A 17646-nucleotide genomic window follows, 5' to 3' on the forward strand; every position below is an offset into this window, starting at 1 on the left:
CCCGGCCCATGAAGCTCGCGTTCCGCCTGTGTGCCGTGGTCTTCGTGCTGACGGCAATGGCCGTCCTGGCCGGCGCGGCCGCCTCCGGCGCGACGGCCGGGCCGCTGCGCGCGTGCACGCTGGGGGCGCAGGCGTCGCGCCACCTCGGCCCGACGTACGTCACGTCGCTGAAGGTCCACGACCGGACGTGCACGTTCGCCCGGCAGCTCGTCCGCGCGTACTACCGGTGCCGCGTCGCCCACGGCGGCGTCGCCGGCCGCTGCCCGGCGAAGGTGCTCGGCTTCGCCTGCCGCGAGACCCGTCAGGGGATCGCTATCCAGTTCGACGCGGTCGTGACGTGCCGCCGCGGCGCGGCGCGCGTGCGGCACACCTACACCCAGGACACCTGAGCGCCCGTCGCCCGGCGAGGACGCCGGGCGACGTCCTCGCGGTCGGGCGCTGCGGCCCGGAGGGCCGGCCGTCAGCCGCGGAGCAGCGAGAGCACCGAGTTCGGCGCCTGGTTGGCCTGGGCGAGCATCGCCGTGCCGGCCTGCTGCAGGATCTGGTTCTTCGTGAGCTTCGTCATCTCCTCGGCCATGTCGACGTCGCGGATGCGCGACTCGGCGGCGGTGAGGTTCTGCTGGGCCGTCGCGGTGACGGTCAGCGTGTGATCGAGGCGGTTCTGCGCCGCGCCGAAGTCGGCCCGGGCGGACGAGATGGCGTCGATCGCCGAGTCGATCTCGGCGAGGTCGGTGTTGCTGCCCGCCGTGAGCGAGAACGCCGCGGTGCCGATGACGGAGCCCAGGCTGATCGTCGCGAGCGAGATCGTCTCGCCGTCGTTCGCGCCGACCTGGAAGGTCACCGAGCCGGTCGAGCCGTCGAGGAGCTTGATGCCGTTGAACTGCGAGGAGGTGCCGATGCGCTCGATCTCGGAGGCCAGCTGGTTGACCTCGCTCTGGATCGCGCCCTGGTTGGCGGTGCTCACGGAGCCGTTCTTGAACTGCACGGCGAGCTCACGGACGCGCTGGAGCATCGAGTGCACCTCGTCCAGGCTGCCTTCCGCCGTCTGGGCGAGGGACTGCCCGTCCTGGATGTTGCGCTGTGCCTGCGCGAGACCGCGGATCTGGCCGCGCATCTTCTCGGAGATGCTGAGGCCGGCTGCGTCGTCGGCCGCGCTGTTGATGCGGTAGCCCGTGGAGAGCTTCTGCATCGACTTGGAGAGGTCGCCGGCGGACTTGTTGACCGCCTGGTGGGCCTGCATCGCGAGCAGGTTGTTCTGAATGCTGAGTGACATCGTGTCTCCAGCTCCTTCCGTGGATGCCCCGCGCCGACGCTGGTGACGGGCGGGAGAGGTTGACGTGGGACGGATCGGGTCCCGTCGGCCGGACCGGCTGCGCCGGTACGGCCGTGGTGGTGCGGTGCTACGGGTGCTTCTGACCGCCGGGCGGGGCGGCTTCCTGCGACGGCGTGGTGGTGAGCTCCTCGGGGAGCTGGCCCGGGTCGGCCTTCGCGGCGGCGGCGTTCTCGGCCTTGACCGCGCTGTAGATCTCCTCGCGGTAGACCGGGACGGCCTTCGGCGCCTCGATGCCGATGCGGACACTCGATCCGCTCACCTCGATGATCTCGACGACGATGTCGTCACCGATCATCAGCTTCTCTCCGACGCGGCGGGTGATGATGAGCATGGGGCGAGCGTACCGACCGGAAGTCAGGCTGCTGCGACGCCGGCGGCGCCCGAAGTGGCGACGTCGGTGAACAGCGGAGCGCGGACCGGAGCGTCCGGCGCCTGGTTGATGACCTGGTGGCCACGCCCGTCCGCGATGAGGATCGGGGCGGCGAGGTTCGCGCAGAAGTCCTCGAGGGATTCGGCGGCGCGGACGGTGACGTACACGGAGGTGGCGGTCGCGTCGTCGATGCCGATGCGCGCGGCCTCCTCGTCGGAGAGCTCCACCTCGTAGGCCGAGAAGAAGCGCCACGGGTTCGTGACGGGGATCGCCAGCTCCGGGTCGTCCATCGAGTGCAGCCAGACGAAGGTCGCGTCGTCGTCGCGGGCGAGCAGCGCGTAGTGGGAGCCCGCGAGACCGATGAGTCCCGTCGGGAACTCGAGGACGGCCTCCTCGGGGATCTCCAGGCGCCCGAAGCGGGTGCTGTGCAGGGTCACGGACATGGGATGGTGGGTCCTTCTGTCGGGGGTCGTTCGTACGGGGTGATCGGCCGCTAGTGCAGGAAGTCCAGCAGGGACGGCTGCATGATCGACGAGGCGCTCTTGAGCGCCGCCTGGTAGGCGGTCGACTGGGCGGAGAGGTGCATGAGCGACGCGGCGAGGTCGGCCGACTCGGTGGAGTCGTTCGCCTTCGCGACCGTCGTCGCGGCATCGGTGAGCCGGGAGGCCGCGGCGTCGAGCCGGTTCTGCGTGGCGCCGACGCCGGCCTGCACGGAGGTCACCGCGTCGAGGTTCGCGTCGAGGGCCTGCAGGTCGGTCGTGCCGAGGGCGTTCACGTTGTTCGCGCTCAGGTGCGCCTGGATGTTCCGGAGCGTGTCGAGGAGCTTGCCGTCCCCGCCGCCGCTGCCGAAGACCTGCGCGCCGGTCGTGTTCACCGGCACCGAGACGCCGGGCCCGATCGAGCGGGCGATCGTGCCGTTGTCGCCGGCGTAGGCGTCGCTCGCACCCGCCGTGTAGGGCGGGGCCGTCGTCGCGGTGCCCCCGAAGATGTAGGAGTCGCCGACCTTCGCGTTCGCGGAGCTCTTCACCGACTCGATGAGCTGGCCGATCTCGGCGGCGATCGCGGCGCGGCCGGCCGTCGTCGTGGCGCCGTTGGCGCCCTGCACGGTGAGCTCCTTCACCCGGTGCATGACGTCGGTCACCTGGGAGAGCGCGGAGTCGGTCGCGGAGACCCAGTTCCCGGCGTCGGAGACGGACTGCTGGTCGCGGGCGATGCCGGCCATGTCCGCACGCTGGCGCAGGGCGTCCGCGGTGCCGAGCGGGTCGTCGCTCGCCTGGGAGATCCGGCGGCCGGTCGACACCTGCGACTGGAGGGTCGCGAGCCGCGTCTGCGAGGCCTGGAGGTCCGCGAGGATCCGCGAGGTCATCGCCTGGGTGGTGATGCGCATCGCTACAGCCCGACCTTCCCGGTGCGGTTGATGAGCGTGTCGAGCATCTGGTCCATCGTCGAGAGCGCGCGCGACGCGGCCTGGTAGCCGCGCTGGAACTTGAGCATGTCGGTGAGCTCCTCGTCGAGGCTCACGCCACCGACCGCCTGGCGGCGCTGGTCGGCCGCGTCGGAGAGGGCGCTCGCCGTGTCGGACCGGCGCTGCGCGTCCGCGGCCCCGGCGCCCATGTCGCGGATGAGGCCGGCGTAGGCGGTCTGGGCGGCCCCGCCGCGCTGGCCGGCGAGCTGCAGGGCGAGGTCGTTCGCGCCCGCGGCGCCGGTCGAGCCGGCGGCGACGGTCGCGGAGGTCCCGACGACGGCGAGCGTCGCGGCCGTCGTGCCGGACCAGAAGGCGCTCGGCTGGACCGCGTTCGTGCTCGTCGTCAGCGCGCTCGCGACCGTGTCGAGGTCGCTCCGGAAGGCGCCGATGGTGCCGGCCGGGCTGCCGAGGTCGATGAGCGCGCCGAGCGACCCGCCGGCCGCGGCGGTGAGCGTCTGCGGCCAGGTGACGGTGGTGTCGTTGACGAGCGGGGAGGCGGCGTCTCCGAACTGGACGCTGATCGACCCGTTGCCGAGGTCGGTCGTCGACACCTGGCCGAGCTTCGAGAGCTGGTCCAGGAGGACGTCGCGCCGGTCGAGCAGGTCGTTCGGGGACTGGCCGCCGGCGACCGCGTTCTTGATCGACGCGTTGAGCTGGGAGATCTCGGCGGCCGCGGACTGGACCGGGCCCTGCGGGCCGACCTGCTGGGTGTACTCGCTCGTCGCCGTCGTCTGGATCTGGGCCAGGCCCGTGTCGAGCTGGTTGATCGCGGTCGCGAGCGACTGCGCGTTGCCGACGAGCGAGGCCTTCGCGGACGTCGACTCGGGGTGGTCGGCGACGTCCTGCCACGAGGCGTAGTACTTGGAGAGCAGCGCGTTGATCCCGGTGTCCGACGGCTCGCCGGCGAGGTCCTGCGCCTGGCCGAGCGCCTGGGTCTGCGTCGAGGCCTGGCCGGAGAGCATCTGCTGGGCGCGGTACTGCAGGTCGCCGAACGCCTCGCGCAGGCGGGTGATGCCCTGCAGGTCGACACCCTGGCCGAGCTGGACGCCGCCGCCCATCGACGTGACGCCCGCGGGGATCGTGTACGGCGTCGCCGCCGAGAGGTCCACGCGCTGGCGCGTGTAGCCGACGGTGTTGACGTTCGCGATGTTGTGCGCGGTCGTGTCGAGCGCCGCCTGCTGCGCCTGGAGGGCGCGGAGGGAGGTCTGCAGTCCGCTGAAGGCCGAGATCGTCATCGTCTAGGCCTGCAGGTCGAGGCCGCGGAGGACGGAGCCGGAGGTCCGGCTACCGAAGGGCGTCGCCCGGGCGGTGGGCGCGCCGGGGCGGCCGTACGTCTCGCCCGCGTCGTCGGCGCCGCCGCCGGTGAGCATGCGCGTGAGGTGCTCGACGAACGCGAGCTCCTGCTTCATGAGCACGCGGTTGGTCTGGTGCTGGCGCTGGAGCTCGGCGAGCGTGCCGCGCAGCTGGGCCGAGCGCTCGCGGGCCTCGCGGGCGGTCGCGGGATCGAGGAGCGTCGCGAGGGCGTCGAGCGTGACGGTGTGCGGCGGGATGCCGAGCAGGCCGGCCGCGTGGGTGAGGAGGACGGTGCGCTCGCGCTCGAGGCGGCCGCGGCGCTCGGACTCGGCCTGCATGTCGGCCATGCGGGTGAGGACGCCCTCGACGTCGCGACCGCGGATGGCGCGGTACTGCGCGATGCAGGCCTGCAGCAGGGCGGACGCCGACTCGAGCTGCACCTGGAGGTGGAGCAGGACGGCGTCGCCGAGCGGCGAGCGCGCGGGGGCGGCGAGGGCGACCGAGCTCATCGGGCGCTCCGCGGGGTGGTCTTCGTCCCGGCGAGGGCGTCGGCGAGGACGTCGGTGAAGAGCGAGCCGTACGTGTCGGCGGCGGTCGATGCGGTCGAGTCCCCGCCGGTGTCGTCGGTGCTGTCGGTGGCCTGCGGCTTCGCGCTCGCCCACAGCTGCTTGGCGACCTCGCCGGCGAGCATGCGCTGGACGGCCGGATCGATGGCGGGGATGCTCATCGCTCGATGTTGCCGACCACGGCAATGACGGAGGACAGGGGCTGCGGTCGTGTGCTCATCGCTTGATGCCGTTCGCGATCTCGGCGAGCTGGTCCTGGTAGGTGATGGCCTTGCTCGCGAGCTCGAAGCCGCGCTGCGCGTCCATCAGGTCGACCATCGCGGTCGAGAGGTCCACGTTCGAGGCCTCCAGGGAGCCCTGGGTGACGACCGTCGACTTCGGGGCGGTGCCCGCGGCGCCGGAGGCGGCCGTAGCAGTGAAGGTGTTGTCCGGGCCGCCGGCGAGGGCGCTCGGGTTCGGGACGGTGACGATGCGCAGCGCGCCGAGCGCCCGGCCGTTCGCGCTCACGGTGCCGTCGGCGCCGATCTTCACGGCGGACGCGTCCGTGCCGGCCGGCAGCGTGATCACCGGGCTGACGAGGAGGCCGGCGACGGTGGTGAGCCGGCCCTTGTCGTCGGTGCGCAGCTCGCCGTCGCGGGTCATGGCGGGCTTGCCGTCGCGCCCGGTGACCGCGATGAACCCGGCCCCCTGCAGCGCGACGTCGAGCGGCTGGCCGGTGAGCTTCAGCTGGCCCTGGCCCTGGCTGCGACCGACCATCGCGGCGGCGGCGCCGGAGCCGAGGAGGACGTCCTGGGTGCCGCCGCGCCCGGCGGCCTGGTAGGCGAGGTCACGGAAGGCGACGCGGACGTGCTTGTACCCGGTCGTGTTCGTGTTCGCGAGGTCGGAGCTCGCCGCGTCGATGCGCTGCTGCTGTGCCGCCATGCCTGCGGCGGCGGTGTACATGCCTTGAAGCACGTCCGGTCTCCTCGATGGGGTGGAGCACCTGACTTCCGCTGAGCGGTCCGGTCGGTGGGCTCCTGGTCAGCCGGGATAGTCGGCCTGTGGCGCTCGGGGTTGAGCGGCGCCTGGCCGATTGGTCTAGCCGTTGAGCGATCCGACCTGGGTCGCCGCCTGGTGCAGGGTGGTGTCGATCGTCGTGATCGCCCGCTGAGAGGCCTCGAAGGCGCGCAGCGAGGCCATCATGTCGATCATCGTGTGGGCCGAGTCCACGCCGGAGCCCTCGAGGTAGCCCGTGCGGGCGACCCCGGTGGCGGCGCCGGTCGCGGTACCGGAGAAGATCGCGTCGCCCTGCTTCTTGGGGCCCGTGACGGCGAAGACGCCGATCGCCGTGGCCGGGACGGTGCCGTCGGCGGCGAGCTTGACCGGCTGCCGGTTCGGCCCGAGCACGGGGTTGCCGAGCTGGTCGACGAGCGTGCCGTTCGGCCCCGAGGTGAAGGAGCCGTCGCGCGTGAAGCGCACGCCGGCGCCGGTCTGGACGGCGAAGAAGCCCTCGCCCTGGATGCCGACGTCGAGCGGCTCGTCGGTCTGCTTGAGGGCGGCGGGGCGCAGGTCGGTGCGGTACTTCGTGATCTCGCTGCCGAAGCCGAGCGGGCCGATCGTCTGCCCGGTCCGCGAGTTCGACAGGAGCATGTCGCCGAAGGACTTCTGGCTCACGCGGTCGGCCTTGTAGCCGGCGGTCGAGACGTTCACCAGGTCGTTCGCGAGCTGGTCCTGCCGGGTCTGCTCGGCGAGCATCCCGGAGGCGGCGATGTAGAGACCACGGTCCATGGCCCGGGTTCTCGGCGTGCCGGACGGCCGCTTGAGGTCGCTGGACGATGGTCGATGACCGGGGGGTGTCCGTCGTCTCCGCCCAGATCGCCGTCGACCTCATCCTCCTGCGCACCGCGATCGGCGACGCGCCGCTGCGGCCCGGGATGGTGCTCGCCGGGCGGGTGGCCGAGCGCAGCGGCGAGCACGGGCTGCTGATGCTGCGGGGGACGCCGGTCGTCGCCCAGCTCCCGCCCGAGCTCGCCGCCGGCACCCGGGTGCGGCTGCAGGTCGCCGAGGCGACGGCGGACCGCGTGCTGCTCCAGGTCCTGCCCGAGGCGCCGGCACCCGCCGCCTCCGCGCCGGCCGCGACCTCCGCGCCCGTCACCCCGCCGGTGCTCGTCCCGCTCCCCGGCGGTCTCACCGCCCAGGTCCGCGTCGAGCCGGACGGATCGGGCTCGCGGCCGGAGGGCGCCGCCGGTCGCGGCGGGGGCCCGGGCGCGGTGTGGCTGCGCCTGGACTCCGCCGAGCTCGGCCGCCTCGACGTGCGCGTCGACGCGCTCTCCTGCGCCGTCGCGGTGAGCGCCGGCCCCCCGGCCGACGCGGCCCGCGCCGCCCTGCCCGCCCTTCGCGAGGCGCTCGCCCGCGCGGTCGGCCGCCCGCTGCTCGTCACCCTCCACCCGCGGACGCAGGCGCTCGATGTCAGCGCCTGAGCGGCCGCCCGTCCCCGCCGTCCCGGGCGCCCCGGGCCGCCCGCTGCGGGCCACCGCGCTCCGCTACCGCGCCGGGACCGACACCGCGCCCGTCGTCGTCGCCGGCGGCTCCGGGCACGTCGCCCAGCGCATCGTCGACACCGCCCGCGAGGCCGGCGTCCCCGTCCGCGAGGACGCCGCGCTGCTCCAGGCGCTCGAGCAGCTCAAGGTCGGCCGCGAGATCCCCGAGGAGCTCTACGGCGCGGTGGCGGAGGCGCTCGTCTGGGCCTATCGCCTCACGCGGGCGACCGGGCGGGCGTAGACGGCACCGGTGGGGTGCGTCGCGGCGGCCGGGCCACCGCGACCCGCCGTTCAGCGCCGCCAGAAGGCGAGGCGCTGCACCGACGCCGTGAGGATGTGGCCCCACGTGATGTGGGTCTCGGCCCGCTGGGAGATCGCGTCGGCCGGGCTGAAGCGCTCCTCGTGGCCGGTCCCCAGGCGGAAGGTGCCGTCGTCCTGCCGGGTGCCGTTCACGTGGATCCAGCCGCGCTCGACGCGGATGTGCTCGCTCATGGGGCGGAGGGTACCCCCGCCCGCGCCGCGGCGGTCCGGCGCGGACGCGCACCGTGCCGCCGGAGAAGCTCGATTTCCGCCCTTGCCGTTCGCGCGCCGACCGTCCACACTCCGGGTATGGGGACGTTCGGGGGCTGGATGAAGGCGCGGCGGGATGCCGCGGAGCCGGTGGCGCTCGGTGAGCTCCCCGAGGCCGAGGCGTGGCCGCTGCGCGAGGCGCGGCCGCATCCGGGCGGCCGGCGGGCGCCGGAGCCCGCCTTCGCAGAGGACCCCGCGAGCCGGCTGCGGCGCCTGGAGGCGCTGCGCCACGACGAGCTCTACGTCGAGCAGCAGCCGGCTCCCTGACCGCGGTGTAACGTCGCCCGGATGGACGACGACGACGACTGGGTCGGGACGCCCCCGGAGGGGCGCATCACGCGGGACCGTGCCCGCCCCGGTTTCTGGGCGGAGCAGCGCATCGCCCGGTACGGCTTCGCCGGGCTCGGTGTCGTCGTGCTGCTGCTCGTGCTCGTCCTGCTCCTGCGCTGAGCGCGGGCGGGCCGCAGCCCGCCGGGGCCCGCGACACTAGATGGTTCGTTCCACGGATCGGTCAGGCGTAGTAGGCAGTGAGGTTGCGTGGTGGGCGGCCGAGGCGTTCGTTGAGAGCGATCGCGGCGGTGAGAGCGAGGAACTTGGCGGCCAGGCGGGTGCGGAGCGTGTGGAGCTCGCGGGCGCGGTGGTCCTCGAGGTTGAGCATGTCTTTGCATGTCCAGAAGATCGATTCCACGCATTGCCGGATCGGGGCCAGGTGCGGCTCTTTGCCGGCCTCGTCCTTGCGTCGGGGGCGGACGATCGTGGCGCCGAGCGCGGAGGCTTGGGCGTGGAAGTCGCGGCCGGAGTAGCCCTTGTCGCCGATGACGGTGACCGGGCCGTTGCGGTGGCAGCGGGCGAGCATGTCCAGCGCGACGTCTCGTTCGCCCGTTTTCGGGGAGGTCAGGGCAAGGGCGCGTGGAGTGCCGTCGGTCGCGAACAGGCCGTGCAGGCGGAAGCCCCAGAAGAAGCGGGAATGGCTGGCGCAGTAGCCGTACTCCGCGGCGTTGCCCAGGGCGCTGCGGCGCGTCGTTTCGACCGAGCGACCGCATTCGACCGGTGTGCTGTCGACCACGAGCAGGTCGTCGTCAAAGCCGTTGGTGTGGCGGGCGAACTCGAGGATCAGCGCTTCGATTTTGTCCGACAGGCGCTGGCGGCGTTTGACGAAACCCGGGCGCTTGGGCAGTCGCGGGAACAGGTGCCCCAAGCGATGCGGTGCCATCGCCCAGAACTGCTCGTCAGAGCTGATCCGCAGTACCTGCTGAGCCACGCTCAACGTGACGACCTCCGCGTCGGTCAAGATCCGTTTGGCGTTCTTGCCCTTCGCAGGCAGGAGATCGTCGCAGGTGCAGTAAACAGCGATCAGCAGCAGGTCGAGGTCGGCGTCCATCGAGGCCCCCAGGGTCGGCGTTGGCGAGATAGCACCGCCGACTTCGACCTGCCTGCTTATGTCACCTGCCTACCCGACTCCTCCGCCCCCGCCGTGGAACGAACCATCTAGGCGACGAGCTGGAAGAGCTGCTCGTCGGCGGTGAGCGCCTGGCGCAGCGTCTTCTTCAGCTGGCCGTGGATCTGGCAGACCCGCGACTCGGAGACGCCGAGGATCGTGCCGATCTCCGCGAGCGTGAGGTTCTTGACGTAGAGGAGGACCGCGACCTCGCGCTCACGCTGGGGCAGGCGCGCGAAGGCGGCGCGGAACTTGTCCTTCGCCTCGTCCTTGGCCGTCGCGTGCATCGGGTCGCTGCTCAGGTCGCCCGAGGCGATCGTGTCGATGCGCTCGATGTTCGTCTCGTCGTCGGAGAGCACGAGGGTGTTGAGCGACGTCATGTCCGAGCGGGTGACCTCGTCGCGGTGACGGCGGAGCTCATCGACGGAGATGCCGCAGGCCTCGGCGAGCTCGTCGTTCTTCGGCCGGCGGCCGTGGAGCGTCGTGAAGGCGTCGGCGGCCCGCTCGATGTCGCGCTCCCAGCGGCGGACGGAGCGGGGGGCCCAGTCCTGGCGGCGGAGCTCGTCGAGGACGGCGCCGTGGATGCGGGTCCAGGCGTACTGCTCGAGCGTCGCGCCCTTGGCTGGGTCGTAGCGGTCGATCGACTGGATGAGGGCCTCGAGGCCGCAGGAGATGAAGTCCTCCACCTCGCAGCGCGCCGGCATCTCGCGCACCTTCTTGTAGACGATGTACTTCACGAGCGGGGCGAAGGTGAGGACGAGACGATCGCGCAGCGCCTTGTCACCGGTGCGGTCGTACTCCGTCCACAGGACGAGGACGTCCTCGGCGGACATACGACGGCGGGTTCCGGTGGGGCGGGCGGTGGCGGTGGCGAGCGACATCTCGCGGCTCCTCTGTTGCGGTTGCACGGTGGGGCGGACAGCGGCTGTATCGGAGTTGCTCGATTTTCTTGCTATCCCCCTTTCCCGGTATTCGTTCGCCGACATCCGTGGACGGCGGACTCCCCAGAAGTGGGGAGCTTCCGTCCGGCCCGTCTGCTTATGGATCGCGGTTCCGTCCGGCGGGGGTGCTCTCATGCGCGCGAGGGGCTCTGGACGCCGCTCAAGAACGCGGCGATCCGGGCGAGCACCTGAGGGACACACGATCCGATCCCCGCCGGAGGCTCGAGTACCCGATGGCCCTTCGTCTCACCGCGCTCGCCGATGCCGACGGCGTCGCGGACCCGACCCGCCCCACCACCCCCGCCCCCGAGGCGCCGTCCGCGACGGCGCTCGTCACCGGGCTGCTCGACCGTGCCGGCGCCGCGCTCGCCGCCGGCGACGCCACGGGATGGCGCACCGTCTTCGCCGCGGCCGCCGACCTCGAGGACCGGCACGTGCGGCACTACGCGCGCCGCCTCCTCACCCAGGCCGCGCTGACCGCCGAGGGCCGGACCCCCGCCCGGCTGGGGCCGCGGTACGCCGCGGTCGCCGACGCGCTGCTCTCCGTCCTCGAGGAGGAGCCGCGCGAGCCCGTCCTCCTGAACCACTGCGGCCTCGCCTTCTTCGAGCTCGGGCAGCTCGCCGCCGCCGAGCCGCTCTTCACCGCGGCGCACCGCCTCGACCCCCAGCTCCCGCACGCGGCCGCCAACCGCGACGAGTGCCGCCGGCGCCGTCGCGCGGGGCAGACCGCCCCGCCCGCCGGCCTCGCGCCCGCCGTCCTCGCCGCGCTGCGGCCGCTCGCCGCCCGCGCGGGGAACGTCGCCGCGGCGGCGCGCCCGGCCACCGGCCAGCGCCTCTCGCTCTGCATGATCGTCCGCGACGAGGAGGCGATGCTCGGGCGCTGCCTGGACGCCGTCGCCGGCGCGGTCGACGAGGTCATCGTCGTCGACACCGGGTCGGTGGACGCCACCGTCGCCATCGCCGAGGCCCGGGGCGCCCGCGTCCTGCACCACACGTGGACGGGCGACTTCGGCGCCGCGCGCAACGTGAGCTTCGACGCCGCCACCGGCGACTGGATCCTCTACCTCGACGCCGACGAGGTCCTCGTCGACGGCGAGGCCGACGCGCTGCGCGCCCTCACCGGCCACGTGTGGCGCGAGGCGATGTACCTCGTCGAGACGAACCACACCGGTGACCTCGCCGACGGCACCGCGGTCACCCACGACGCGCTGCGCCTCTTCCGCAACCGCCCCGCGTACCGCTTCGAGGGCCGGATCCACGAGCAGATCGCGCACCGCCTGCCCGGATTCCTGCCCGAGCGGCTCGAGCGCACCCCCGTCCGCATCGAGCACTTCGGCTACCTCGGCGTCGTCCGCGACACGAAGGAGAAGTCGCGCCGCAACGTCGAGCTGCTCGAGCGGCAGGCCGCGGAGGGGGACGACACGCCGTTCCTCCACTTCAACCTCGGCTCCGAGCTCTCGGCCGCGGGCAACCACCCCGCGTCGCTCGCGGCGTTCGAGCGGGCCTGGGCCGCGCTGAAGGACGACCCGGCGCTCGCGAGCTTCGGCTTCGCCCCGGCGCTCGCCGCCCGCCTCGTCCGCGAGCAGCGCATCGCCGGCGACGTCGCCCGGATGGACGCCACCGTCGCCGAGGTCCTGCAGCGCTTCCCGGGCCTCACCGACGTCGTCTTCGAGCAGGCGCACGCCGCCCGCGTCGCCGGGGACCGCGAGCGCGCCACCGCGCTGCTCGAGCGGTGCCTCGAGATGGGGGACGCCCCGTCCCGCTACTCCTCGACGGTCGGCTGCGGCACCCACCTCGCCCGCGTCGCCCTCGGCGAGGTCGCCCGCGAGCAGGGGGACCTCGAGCGGGCGGAGACGCTCCTGCGCGAGGCGCTCGCGCTCGCCCCGTCCTTCCTCGGGACCGTCGAGACGCTCGCCCGGGTCCTGCGCGCCCGCGGCGCCCGCGGGGACGAGGTCGTCGCGACGATCCACGCCGGCGTCGCCGCCGTCACGCCGAACGTCCGCTTCCTCCTCGCCGTCGCGCTCTACGAGACCGGCGCGTTCGCCGAGGCCGAGGCCGAGCTCGACGGCGTCCTCGCCGCCCAGCCGAACGCGGCCTGGGCGCGGGTCGCCCTCGCCGAGGCGCAGCTCTCCCAGGACCGCACCGCCGCCGCCGCGCAGACCGCGGCCGCCGTCCCCGGGGACTCCCCGGCGAAGGCCGCCGCGCTGCGGACCGAGATCTTCGCCCGGCTGGCGGACAGCGACACGGCGCGGGCCACTGCCGCGCTCGACGCCCCCGCCGCCCTCGTCCTGCCCGCCGCCGAGCGCGCCGCCTTCCTGGCCTGGGCCGGCGCGGACGTCCGCGTCCCCGGCGAGGCCGCCGACGTCGTCTGCGTCATGCTCGACGCGCTCGCGCGGCTCGAGCGGTACGACGCGTTCGAGGCGCTCGCGGCCGTGCTCGCGCGGACGCAGATCGGCGCGCGCGACCGTCACGAGCGGCTCGCGTCCCTATACCTCCGTCGCGGCTTCCTCGAGAGCGCCGCCGACGAGTGGATCACGGTCGTGCACACGCTCGGGCCCGACCCGGCCGCGCTCCGGGGCCTCGCGGCCGTCGCGGCCGGCCAGGGGCTCGACGCCGACGCGGAGCTCTTCCGCGCCGAGGCGGACGCCCTGGAGCGCGCCGCCGCGTGACCCGCCGACCCACGTGTCCTCGTACGAACGGCCAGCCGCGCCCTCAAGCTGCGCGGCGCCCGTCCGACCATCGTGAGGGACGTGACAGACCCCGGCCCACGGAAGGGCCGGCCCCGAGTCCAGGAGGACCGACCATGAGCATTCCCATCGGAACGCCGCCGGGCGCGAGCACCGGCGCATATGACGTGACCGGGCGGGCCGGCGCGACGCACCCGGCCCCCGCCGTCGGTGCCGGTTTCGCACGGGTGTACGAGCTCGAGGAGGCCCGCCGCCGCCGGGCGATCCCGATCCCGCCGATCGCCGGGGACAAGATCCCGCCGGAGGTCTGGGACGAGGTCGAGGCCGCCGCGAAGCTCTTCGACCAGCTCAAGGGCGAGGGCCGTCAGGTCATGTTCGACAACGACCGCCTCACGGGCAGGGTCGTCGCCTCGCTGCTCGAGCCGGACGGCGCGATCAGCAACGTGCCGCTGACCCAGGCCGTCGACCCGCAGGGCGCCCACACGACCATCACCCCGCCCGCGTCGGACGTCGCGGCGGCGTACGGCCGCTCCGGCGGAGCGGCGTAAGGAGCCCCTCATGGCCGGTATCCAGCTCACCGGGCTCGCGTCCGGACTCGACACCGAGTCGATCATCTCGTCGCTGATCTCGGCGGAGAGCGCTCCGCGCAACAACATCCTCCTCACGCAGGCGGCGACGCAGGCGCGCTCCGACGCGCTGAAGGACGTCTCCTCGCGGCTGTCGGCGCTGAAGCTCGCGACGACGGCGCTGCGGTCCGCCGGCACGTGGGGCGACGTGCAGACGATCGCCAGCGCCGACACGACGAAGGTCGCGGCGCGCACGATCGCGGGCGCCGCCTCGGGCGGCCACACCGTCACGGTCGCGGGCCTGGCGCGCGCGACGCAGTCCACGTACGACTTCACCCCGCCGGCCGCCGCCGACACGCTCACCGTCAACGGGGTCGCGATCCCCCTGACCGCCGGGGCCACCCTCGACGACGCCGTGTCCGCGATCAACGCGAGCGACACTGCCGGGGTCTTCGCCGTCAACGTCGGCGGCAAGCTCGCGCTCTCGTCCAAGACGACCGGCGCGGCCTCGACCGCGGCCGCGACCGGCGGCACCGTCGGCGCCGCGAGCACCGTCGCCGGGGCCGACGCGAACTTCACCGTCGACGGCGTCGCCTACACCCGCTCGTCGAACATCGTCAATGACGCGATCGCGGGCGTGGAGCTCACCCTCAAGGGCGCGACGACCGGCACCGAGGTCACCGTGTCGCCCCCGGGGCCCGACCCCGACGCGATCGTCAACGCCACGAAGGCGTTCGTCGACGCCTACAACAACGTCGTCGACGGCATCCGCCAGCAGACGACCGAGCAGCGCGTCACGAACCCGGCGAACACGACCGACGCCCGCAAGGGCTCGCTCTTCAACGACACCGGGCTGAACTCGGTCCTCACGTCGCTGCGCGGCACGCTCTCCGCGGCGGTCCCGGGGCTCGCGGCGGGCATGGACCAGCTGTCGGAGATCGGCATCAGCACGGGCGCGAGCACGGGCTCGGGCACCCCGAGCGCGGACGCGATCGCCGGCAAGCTCACGTTCGACAGCGGCGCGCTGCGGACGCAGCTCGACAAGGACCCGCAGAGCGTGAAGAAGCTCCTCGGCGGCTCGCCGGGCACGAACGGCTTCGCCCAGGCGCTCGAGGGCGTCCTCACCCCGCTGACGCAGGCGGGCGGGACGTTCGACTCGCGTGCCTCGAGCGTGACCGACCAGCTCTCCTCGATCGCCGACCAGCTCACCCGCTTCGACGCGCGGATCACGGCCCACTCGGACCAGCTGCGCAAGCAGTTCGCCGCGCTCGAGACCGCGATGCAGGCGAACCAGGCGACGCTCGCGCAGGTCCAGAAGCAGTTCGGGTGACGGCGGCGCCTACCACCGGAACGGCTGCTTCGTCAGCGTGAGCGTGTAGCCGGCGGCGAGGTTCCGCACGCGGCGGTCGATCGACACGACGACGTACGTGATGGCGTAGACGCCCGCGCGGTTCAGGAGCGTCACGCGGTCGGTGGCGGTCCCGGACCGGTGGCTCGCGGCGATGACCTTCCCGGTCTGCGCGGTGTCGGTCGCCGACGAGCGGTAGACGGCGAGGTCGGGGTCCCCGTAGGAGGGCCGCAGGCTGATGACCGTGCGCGACCGGCGGGGGAGCTTCACGCGGTAGACGTCCATCGGGTCCTCGACCTGATCGACGGAGGCGGGGAAGCTCACCCGGCGGCGCCCGTCGTACACCGGCCTGTCGGCCTTCGCGAACGCGGTGCCGTCGACCCACATGATCTCGTCGTTCGGCTCGAGCGGGTCGCGGCGCGGCGCGGGGGTCGTGAGCGCCTTGTCGAGGTTCACGACGCCGTAGCCCGTGTTCGCGTCGTACCCCTTCCGGTCGACGTCGGTCGCGCTGAGACGCAGCACGTCGGCGACCTGGCCGGCGCTGAGCCCGGGGCGGGCCGCCTTGACGAACGCGGCGGCGCCGGTGACCGCGGGCGCGGCGAAGCTCGTGCCGTCCGCGAGCGTGAAGCCGTCCGGATGGCCGTCGGTGTCGAAGGCGAGGGGGACGTCGACGGGGACCGCCTCGCCGGGCGCCGCGAGGTCGACGGCGGCGTTCGCGGTCGAGAAGCCGGCGGTCGCGAGGTCCGGGGCGACCGCGGCGACGCTGAGGACGTGGGGGAGGGTGGCGGGGTACTCGACGGGGTTGCCGTCGGAGAACTCGTTGCCGGCGGCGGCGACGGCGACGACGCCCTGCGCGAGCGCGTACTGCAGCTCGCGGAACTCGGCGAAGCACGGCGTCGTCGAGCCGTAGCTCATGTTCAGCGCCGCCACGCCGCTCCGGCGGACCGCGTCGATCCCCGCGGCGGAGTCCGCGCACCCGAAGTCGAGCGGGATCGCGTACTCGTCGATGTGGACGCCCGGGTAGGTGCCGAGGACGCCCTCGCCGTCGAGCGCCGCCCCGAGGACGGACGCGCCCTCGGTCCCGTGGCCGCCCTGGACCTCGGGCTCGGAGCCGGCGAGGAACGTCACCGAGCTCGCGAGGTCGGGCCGCGTCGTGTCGATGCGCTGGTCGATCATGCCGGCGGCCCGAGCGGCGCCGTTCGGGGGCGCGAGGAGCCCCGGCGAGGCGATCGCCCCGCGCGACCAGCCGCCCGGCGCGGCCTCGAAGGCGCGCGGGGCGCGGCGGACGTTCGGCTCCGCGAAGACGAGCAGGCCGGTCTGCCGCAGGCCGTCCGCGAAGGCGCGGGCGCGGGCGGCCGGCACGACGAACGTGCCGAGCGCGGTGACCTGCCGGGCGCCGAGGCGCGCGGCGAGCGCACGCGTCCGGGCGGACGGGCGGGCCCCGACGACCCAACCTGGCGCCGCGCCACCCGCCGCGCGGACGTCGGCGCGGGCCGCGGCGGAGCCCGGGAGGACGAACGGCGTCGCGGTGAGGACAGCCGGGCGGGCGGCGCTCACCGTCGCGGCCGCCTGCGCCGGTGCGGGTCCGGTCCCCGCGAGCAGCGCGATCAGCAGGGGCGGGGCGGCGGCCCGGGGCACCGGGACGGGCAGGCGGAGACGGGGGCGGAGGGGCAAGGGAGAAGACCTCGAGGGGGCGACGGCCGGCGGCGGAGCGTATCCCGGCGGACCGCTGGCCGACACCCCCTGATCGAACGCTCAAGCGCGACGATCGGAGGCCGACCATCCGGGTGAGCCATGAACCCCTACGCCGCCCAGTCCCAGGCCTACCAGGAGTCGGCCGTCCTCACCGCGTCGCCGGAGCAGCTCGTCGTCATGTTGTACGACGGTGCCGCCCGCTTCCTCCGCCAGGCGGAGGCCGCCCTGCGCGAGCAGGCGTGGTCGACCGCCCGCGAGCGGATCGGTCGCGGTGAGGCGATCATCGACGAGCTCCTCTGCACGCTCAACATGGATGCCGGCGAGGTCGCCGAGCGCCTCCAGGCCATCTACGTCTTCTCGAAGGCGTCGCTCATCGAGGCGCGCCTGCAGCGCGACCCCGCGAAGGTCGAGCACGTCGTCCGGCTCCTCGGCGAGCTGCGCGACGCCTGGGCCGAGGTCGCCGGGCCGGGCGGGACCGCATCGGAGCGCCCGGCGCCGCCGCGCCGTGCCATGGCTCCCGGGATCCGCGCCTGATGGGCCGCCCCGAGGCGTGCGCCGCGCTCGCCGCGCTCGCCCAGCGGGAGCTCGCGCTCGTCGACGCCGCGGCCTACGAGGAGCTGCCGGCGGTCCACGCCCGTCGCGTCGAGCTCATCGACGCGCTCGGCGGACCCGGCGAGGGCCCGCCGCTCTCCCCCGAGGACCGCGCGCAGCTGCAGACCGCCGCGTGCGTCCAGCAGCTCGCCGGCGAGGCGATGCGCCAGCGCCGGGACGAGCTGCGCCGGCAGCTCGGCCAGAGCGGGCACGCCCGTCGCGCCGCCGCGGGCTACCGCGCCAGCGCCACCCTCTGACCGCGAC

Annotated in this window: 23 protein-coding genes; 10 read left to right on the forward strand and 13 right to left on the reverse strand. The window is 73.9% G+C overall.

Translation table 11 applies throughout. The features are described 5' to 3' along the window. Nucleotides 1–8: 8 nt before the first annotated feature. Entirely contained in the window at nucleotides 9–389 is a 381-nt protein-coding gene (locus NBH00_RS00130; protein ID WP_254571333.1) for a hypothetical protein, read from the forward strand. A 71-nt stretch (nucleotides 390–460) separates the two neighbouring features. Here the strand turns inward: NBH00_RS00130 and NBH00_RS00135 are convergent, their stop codons facing one another. From NBH00_RS00135 to NBH00_RS00175, 9 genes are all read right to left on the reverse strand, one after another. Continuing rightward, the gene (locus NBH00_RS00135) at nucleotides 461–1273 is read right to left on the reverse strand and encodes a flagellin N-terminal helical domain-containing protein (RefSeq protein ID WP_254571334.1); all 813 of its coding nucleotides are present in this window, start codon (nucleotides 1271–1273) and stop codon (nucleotides 461–463) included. Nucleotides 1274–1400: 127 nt separating this feature from the next. Beyond that, nucleotides 1401–1664: a carbon storage regulator CsrA gene (gene csrA / locus NBH00_RS25170; RefSeq protein ID WP_302182674.1), complete on the reverse strand. Its 264-nt coding sequence runs from the start codon at nucleotides 1662–1664 to the stop codon at nucleotides 1401–1403. 23 nt (nucleotides 1665–1687) lie between these two features. After that, nucleotides 1688–2146 (reverse strand): flagellar assembly protein FliW, encoded by a 459-nt coding sequence (fliW, locus tag NBH00_RS00145; RefSeq protein WP_254571335.1) that lies wholly within the window; start codon nucleotides 2144–2146, stop codon nucleotides 1688–1690. A 50-nt stretch (nucleotides 2147–2196) separates the two neighbouring features. Beyond that, complete coding sequence (gene flgL, locus NBH00_RS00150; RefSeq protein WP_254571336.1) at nucleotides 2197–3090, reverse strand: flagellar hook-associated protein FlgL; 894 nt, start codon at nucleotides 3088–3090, stop codon at nucleotides 2197–2199. Between the two features lie 2 nt (nucleotides 3091–3092). Further along, nucleotides 3093–4403, reverse strand: coding sequence for a flagellar hook-associated protein FlgK (flgK, locus tag NBH00_RS00155; protein WP_254571337.1), 1311 nt, complete (start codon nucleotides 4401–4403; stop codon nucleotides 3093–3095). A 3-nt stretch (nucleotides 4404–4406) separates the two neighbouring features. Then, nucleotides 4407–4970, reverse strand: coding sequence for a flagellar export chaperone FlgN (gene flgN, locus NBH00_RS00160; protein ID WP_254571338.1), 564 nt, complete (start codon nucleotides 4968–4970; stop codon nucleotides 4407–4409). Then, on the reverse strand, nucleotides 4967–5188 hold the full coding sequence (locus NBH00_RS00165; RefSeq protein ID WP_254571339.1) for a hypothetical protein: 222 nt from the start codon (nucleotides 5186–5188) through the stop codon (nucleotides 4967–4969). The genes flgN and NBH00_RS00165 overlap by 4 nt, the downstream gene beginning before the upstream one ends. Before the next feature lie 55 nt (nucleotides 5189–5243). Further along, the gene (locus NBH00_RS00170) at nucleotides 5244–5969 is read right to left on the reverse strand and encodes a flagellar hook-basal body protein (RefSeq protein WP_254571340.1); all 726 of its coding nucleotides are present in this window, start codon (nucleotides 5967–5969) and stop codon (nucleotides 5244–5246) included. A 135-nt stretch (nucleotides 5970–6104) separates the two neighbouring features. After that, nucleotides 6105–6794 (reverse strand): flagellar hook-basal body protein, encoded by a 690-nt coding sequence (locus NBH00_RS00175; protein WP_254571341.1) that lies wholly within the window; start codon nucleotides 6792–6794, stop codon nucleotides 6105–6107. Nucleotides 6795–6859: 65 nt separating this feature from the next. Here NBH00_RS00175 and NBH00_RS00180 point away from each other — a divergent pair, with 65 nt between their 5' ends. Both NBH00_RS00180 and NBH00_RS00185 read left to right on the forward strand, forming a co-directional pair. Then, the gene (locus NBH00_RS00180; protein ID WP_254571342.1) at nucleotides 6860–7486 is read left to right on the forward strand and encodes a hypothetical protein; all 627 of its coding nucleotides are present in this window, start codon (nucleotides 6860–6862) and stop codon (nucleotides 7484–7486) included. Then, nucleotides 7473–7787, forward strand: coding sequence for an EscU/YscU/HrcU family type III secretion system export apparatus switch protein (locus NBH00_RS00185; protein ID WP_254571343.1), 315 nt, complete (start codon nucleotides 7473–7475; stop codon nucleotides 7785–7787). The genes NBH00_RS00180 and NBH00_RS00185 overlap by 14 nt, the downstream gene beginning before the upstream one ends. Nucleotides 7788–7837: 50 nt before the next feature. On the opposite strand, the gene NBH00_RS00190 is transcribed toward NBH00_RS00185, so the two are convergent. Beyond that, the gene (locus tag NBH00_RS00190; RefSeq protein WP_254571344.1) at nucleotides 7838–8038 is read right to left on the reverse strand and encodes a hypothetical protein; all 201 of its coding nucleotides are present in this window, start codon (nucleotides 8036–8038) and stop codon (nucleotides 7838–7840) included. Between the two features lie 117 nt (nucleotides 8039–8155). Between NBH00_RS00190 and NBH00_RS00195 the strand changes: the two genes are divergently transcribed. Both NBH00_RS00195 and NBH00_RS00200 read left to right on the forward strand, forming a co-directional pair. After that, on the forward strand, nucleotides 8156–8383 hold the full coding sequence (locus NBH00_RS00195) for a hypothetical protein (RefSeq protein ID WP_254571345.1): 228 nt from the start codon (nucleotides 8156–8158) through the stop codon (nucleotides 8381–8383). A gap of 21 nt (nucleotides 8384–8404) precedes the next feature. Beyond that, nucleotides 8405–8566 carry a hypothetical protein gene (locus NBH00_RS00200; protein WP_254571346.1) on the forward strand — a complete coding sequence of 54 codons (162 nt, stop codon included), beginning with the start codon at nucleotides 8405–8407 and terminating at the stop codon, nucleotides 8564–8566. A 61-nt stretch (nucleotides 8567–8627) separates the two neighbouring features. Here NBH00_RS00200 and NBH00_RS00205 read toward each other — a convergent pair whose 3' ends face one another. Next, nucleotides 8628–9497, reverse strand: coding sequence for an IS982 family transposase (locus NBH00_RS00205; RefSeq protein ID WP_254569017.1), 870 nt, complete (start codon nucleotides 9495–9497; stop codon nucleotides 8628–8630). Nucleotides 9498–9604: 107 nt separating this feature from the next. Continuing rightward, nucleotides 9605–10435 carry a sigma-70 family RNA polymerase sigma factor gene (locus NBH00_RS00210; RefSeq protein WP_254571347.1) on the reverse strand — a complete coding sequence of 277 codons (831 nt, stop codon included), beginning with the start codon at nucleotides 10433–10435 and terminating at the stop codon, nucleotides 9605–9607. Nucleotides 10436–10728: 293 nt separating this feature from the next. On the opposite strand from NBH00_RS00210, the gene NBH00_RS00215 reads away from it, so the two are divergent. The 3 genes from NBH00_RS00215 (at nucleotide 10729) to fliD (ending at nucleotide 15078) form a co-directional block, all read left to right on the forward strand. After that, nucleotides 10729–13164: a tetratricopeptide repeat-containing glycosyltransferase family 2 protein gene (locus NBH00_RS00215; protein ID WP_254571348.1), complete on the forward strand. Its 2436-nt coding sequence runs from the start codon at nucleotides 10729–10731 to the stop codon at nucleotides 13162–13164. 134 nt (nucleotides 13165–13298) lie between these two features. Continuing rightward, entirely contained in the window at nucleotides 13299–13730 is a 432-nt protein-coding gene (locus NBH00_RS00220) for a hypothetical protein (protein WP_254571349.1), read from the forward strand. 10 nt (nucleotides 13731–13740) lie between these two features. Continuing rightward, nucleotides 13741–15078 (forward strand): flagellar filament capping protein FliD, encoded by a 1338-nt coding sequence (fliD, locus tag NBH00_RS00225; RefSeq protein WP_254571350.1) that lies wholly within the window; start codon nucleotides 13741–13743, stop codon nucleotides 15076–15078. Between the two features lie 9 nt (nucleotides 15079–15087). Here the strand turns inward: fliD and NBH00_RS00230 are convergent, their stop codons facing one another. Further along, nucleotides 15088–16770, reverse strand: a complete 1683-nt coding sequence (locus NBH00_RS00230; protein ID WP_254571351.1) for a S8 family peptidase — start codon at nucleotides 16768–16770, stop codon at nucleotides 15088–15090. Between the two features lie 120 nt (nucleotides 16771–16890). Between NBH00_RS00230 and fliS the strand changes: the two genes are divergently transcribed. Together fliS and fliT are read left to right on the forward strand one after the other, a co-directional pair. Next, the gene (gene fliS, locus NBH00_RS00235) at nucleotides 16891–17325 is read left to right on the forward strand and encodes a flagellar export chaperone FliS (protein ID WP_254571352.1); all 435 of its coding nucleotides are present in this window, start codon (nucleotides 16891–16893) and stop codon (nucleotides 17323–17325) included. Further along, nucleotides 17325–17639, forward strand: coding sequence for a flagellar protein FliT (gene fliT / locus NBH00_RS00240; protein ID WP_254571353.1), 315 nt, complete (start codon nucleotides 17325–17327; stop codon nucleotides 17637–17639). Before fliS ends, fliT begins: the two co-directional genes overlap by 1 nt. Nucleotides 17640–17646: the final 7 nt, after the last annotated feature.

The sequence above is a fragment of the Paraconexibacter antarcticus genome, from assembly GCF_024220175.1.
GTDB classification, from domain to species: Bacteria; Actinomycetota; Thermoleophilia; order Solirubrobacterales; family Solirubrobacteraceae; genus Paraconexibacter; species Paraconexibacter antarcticus.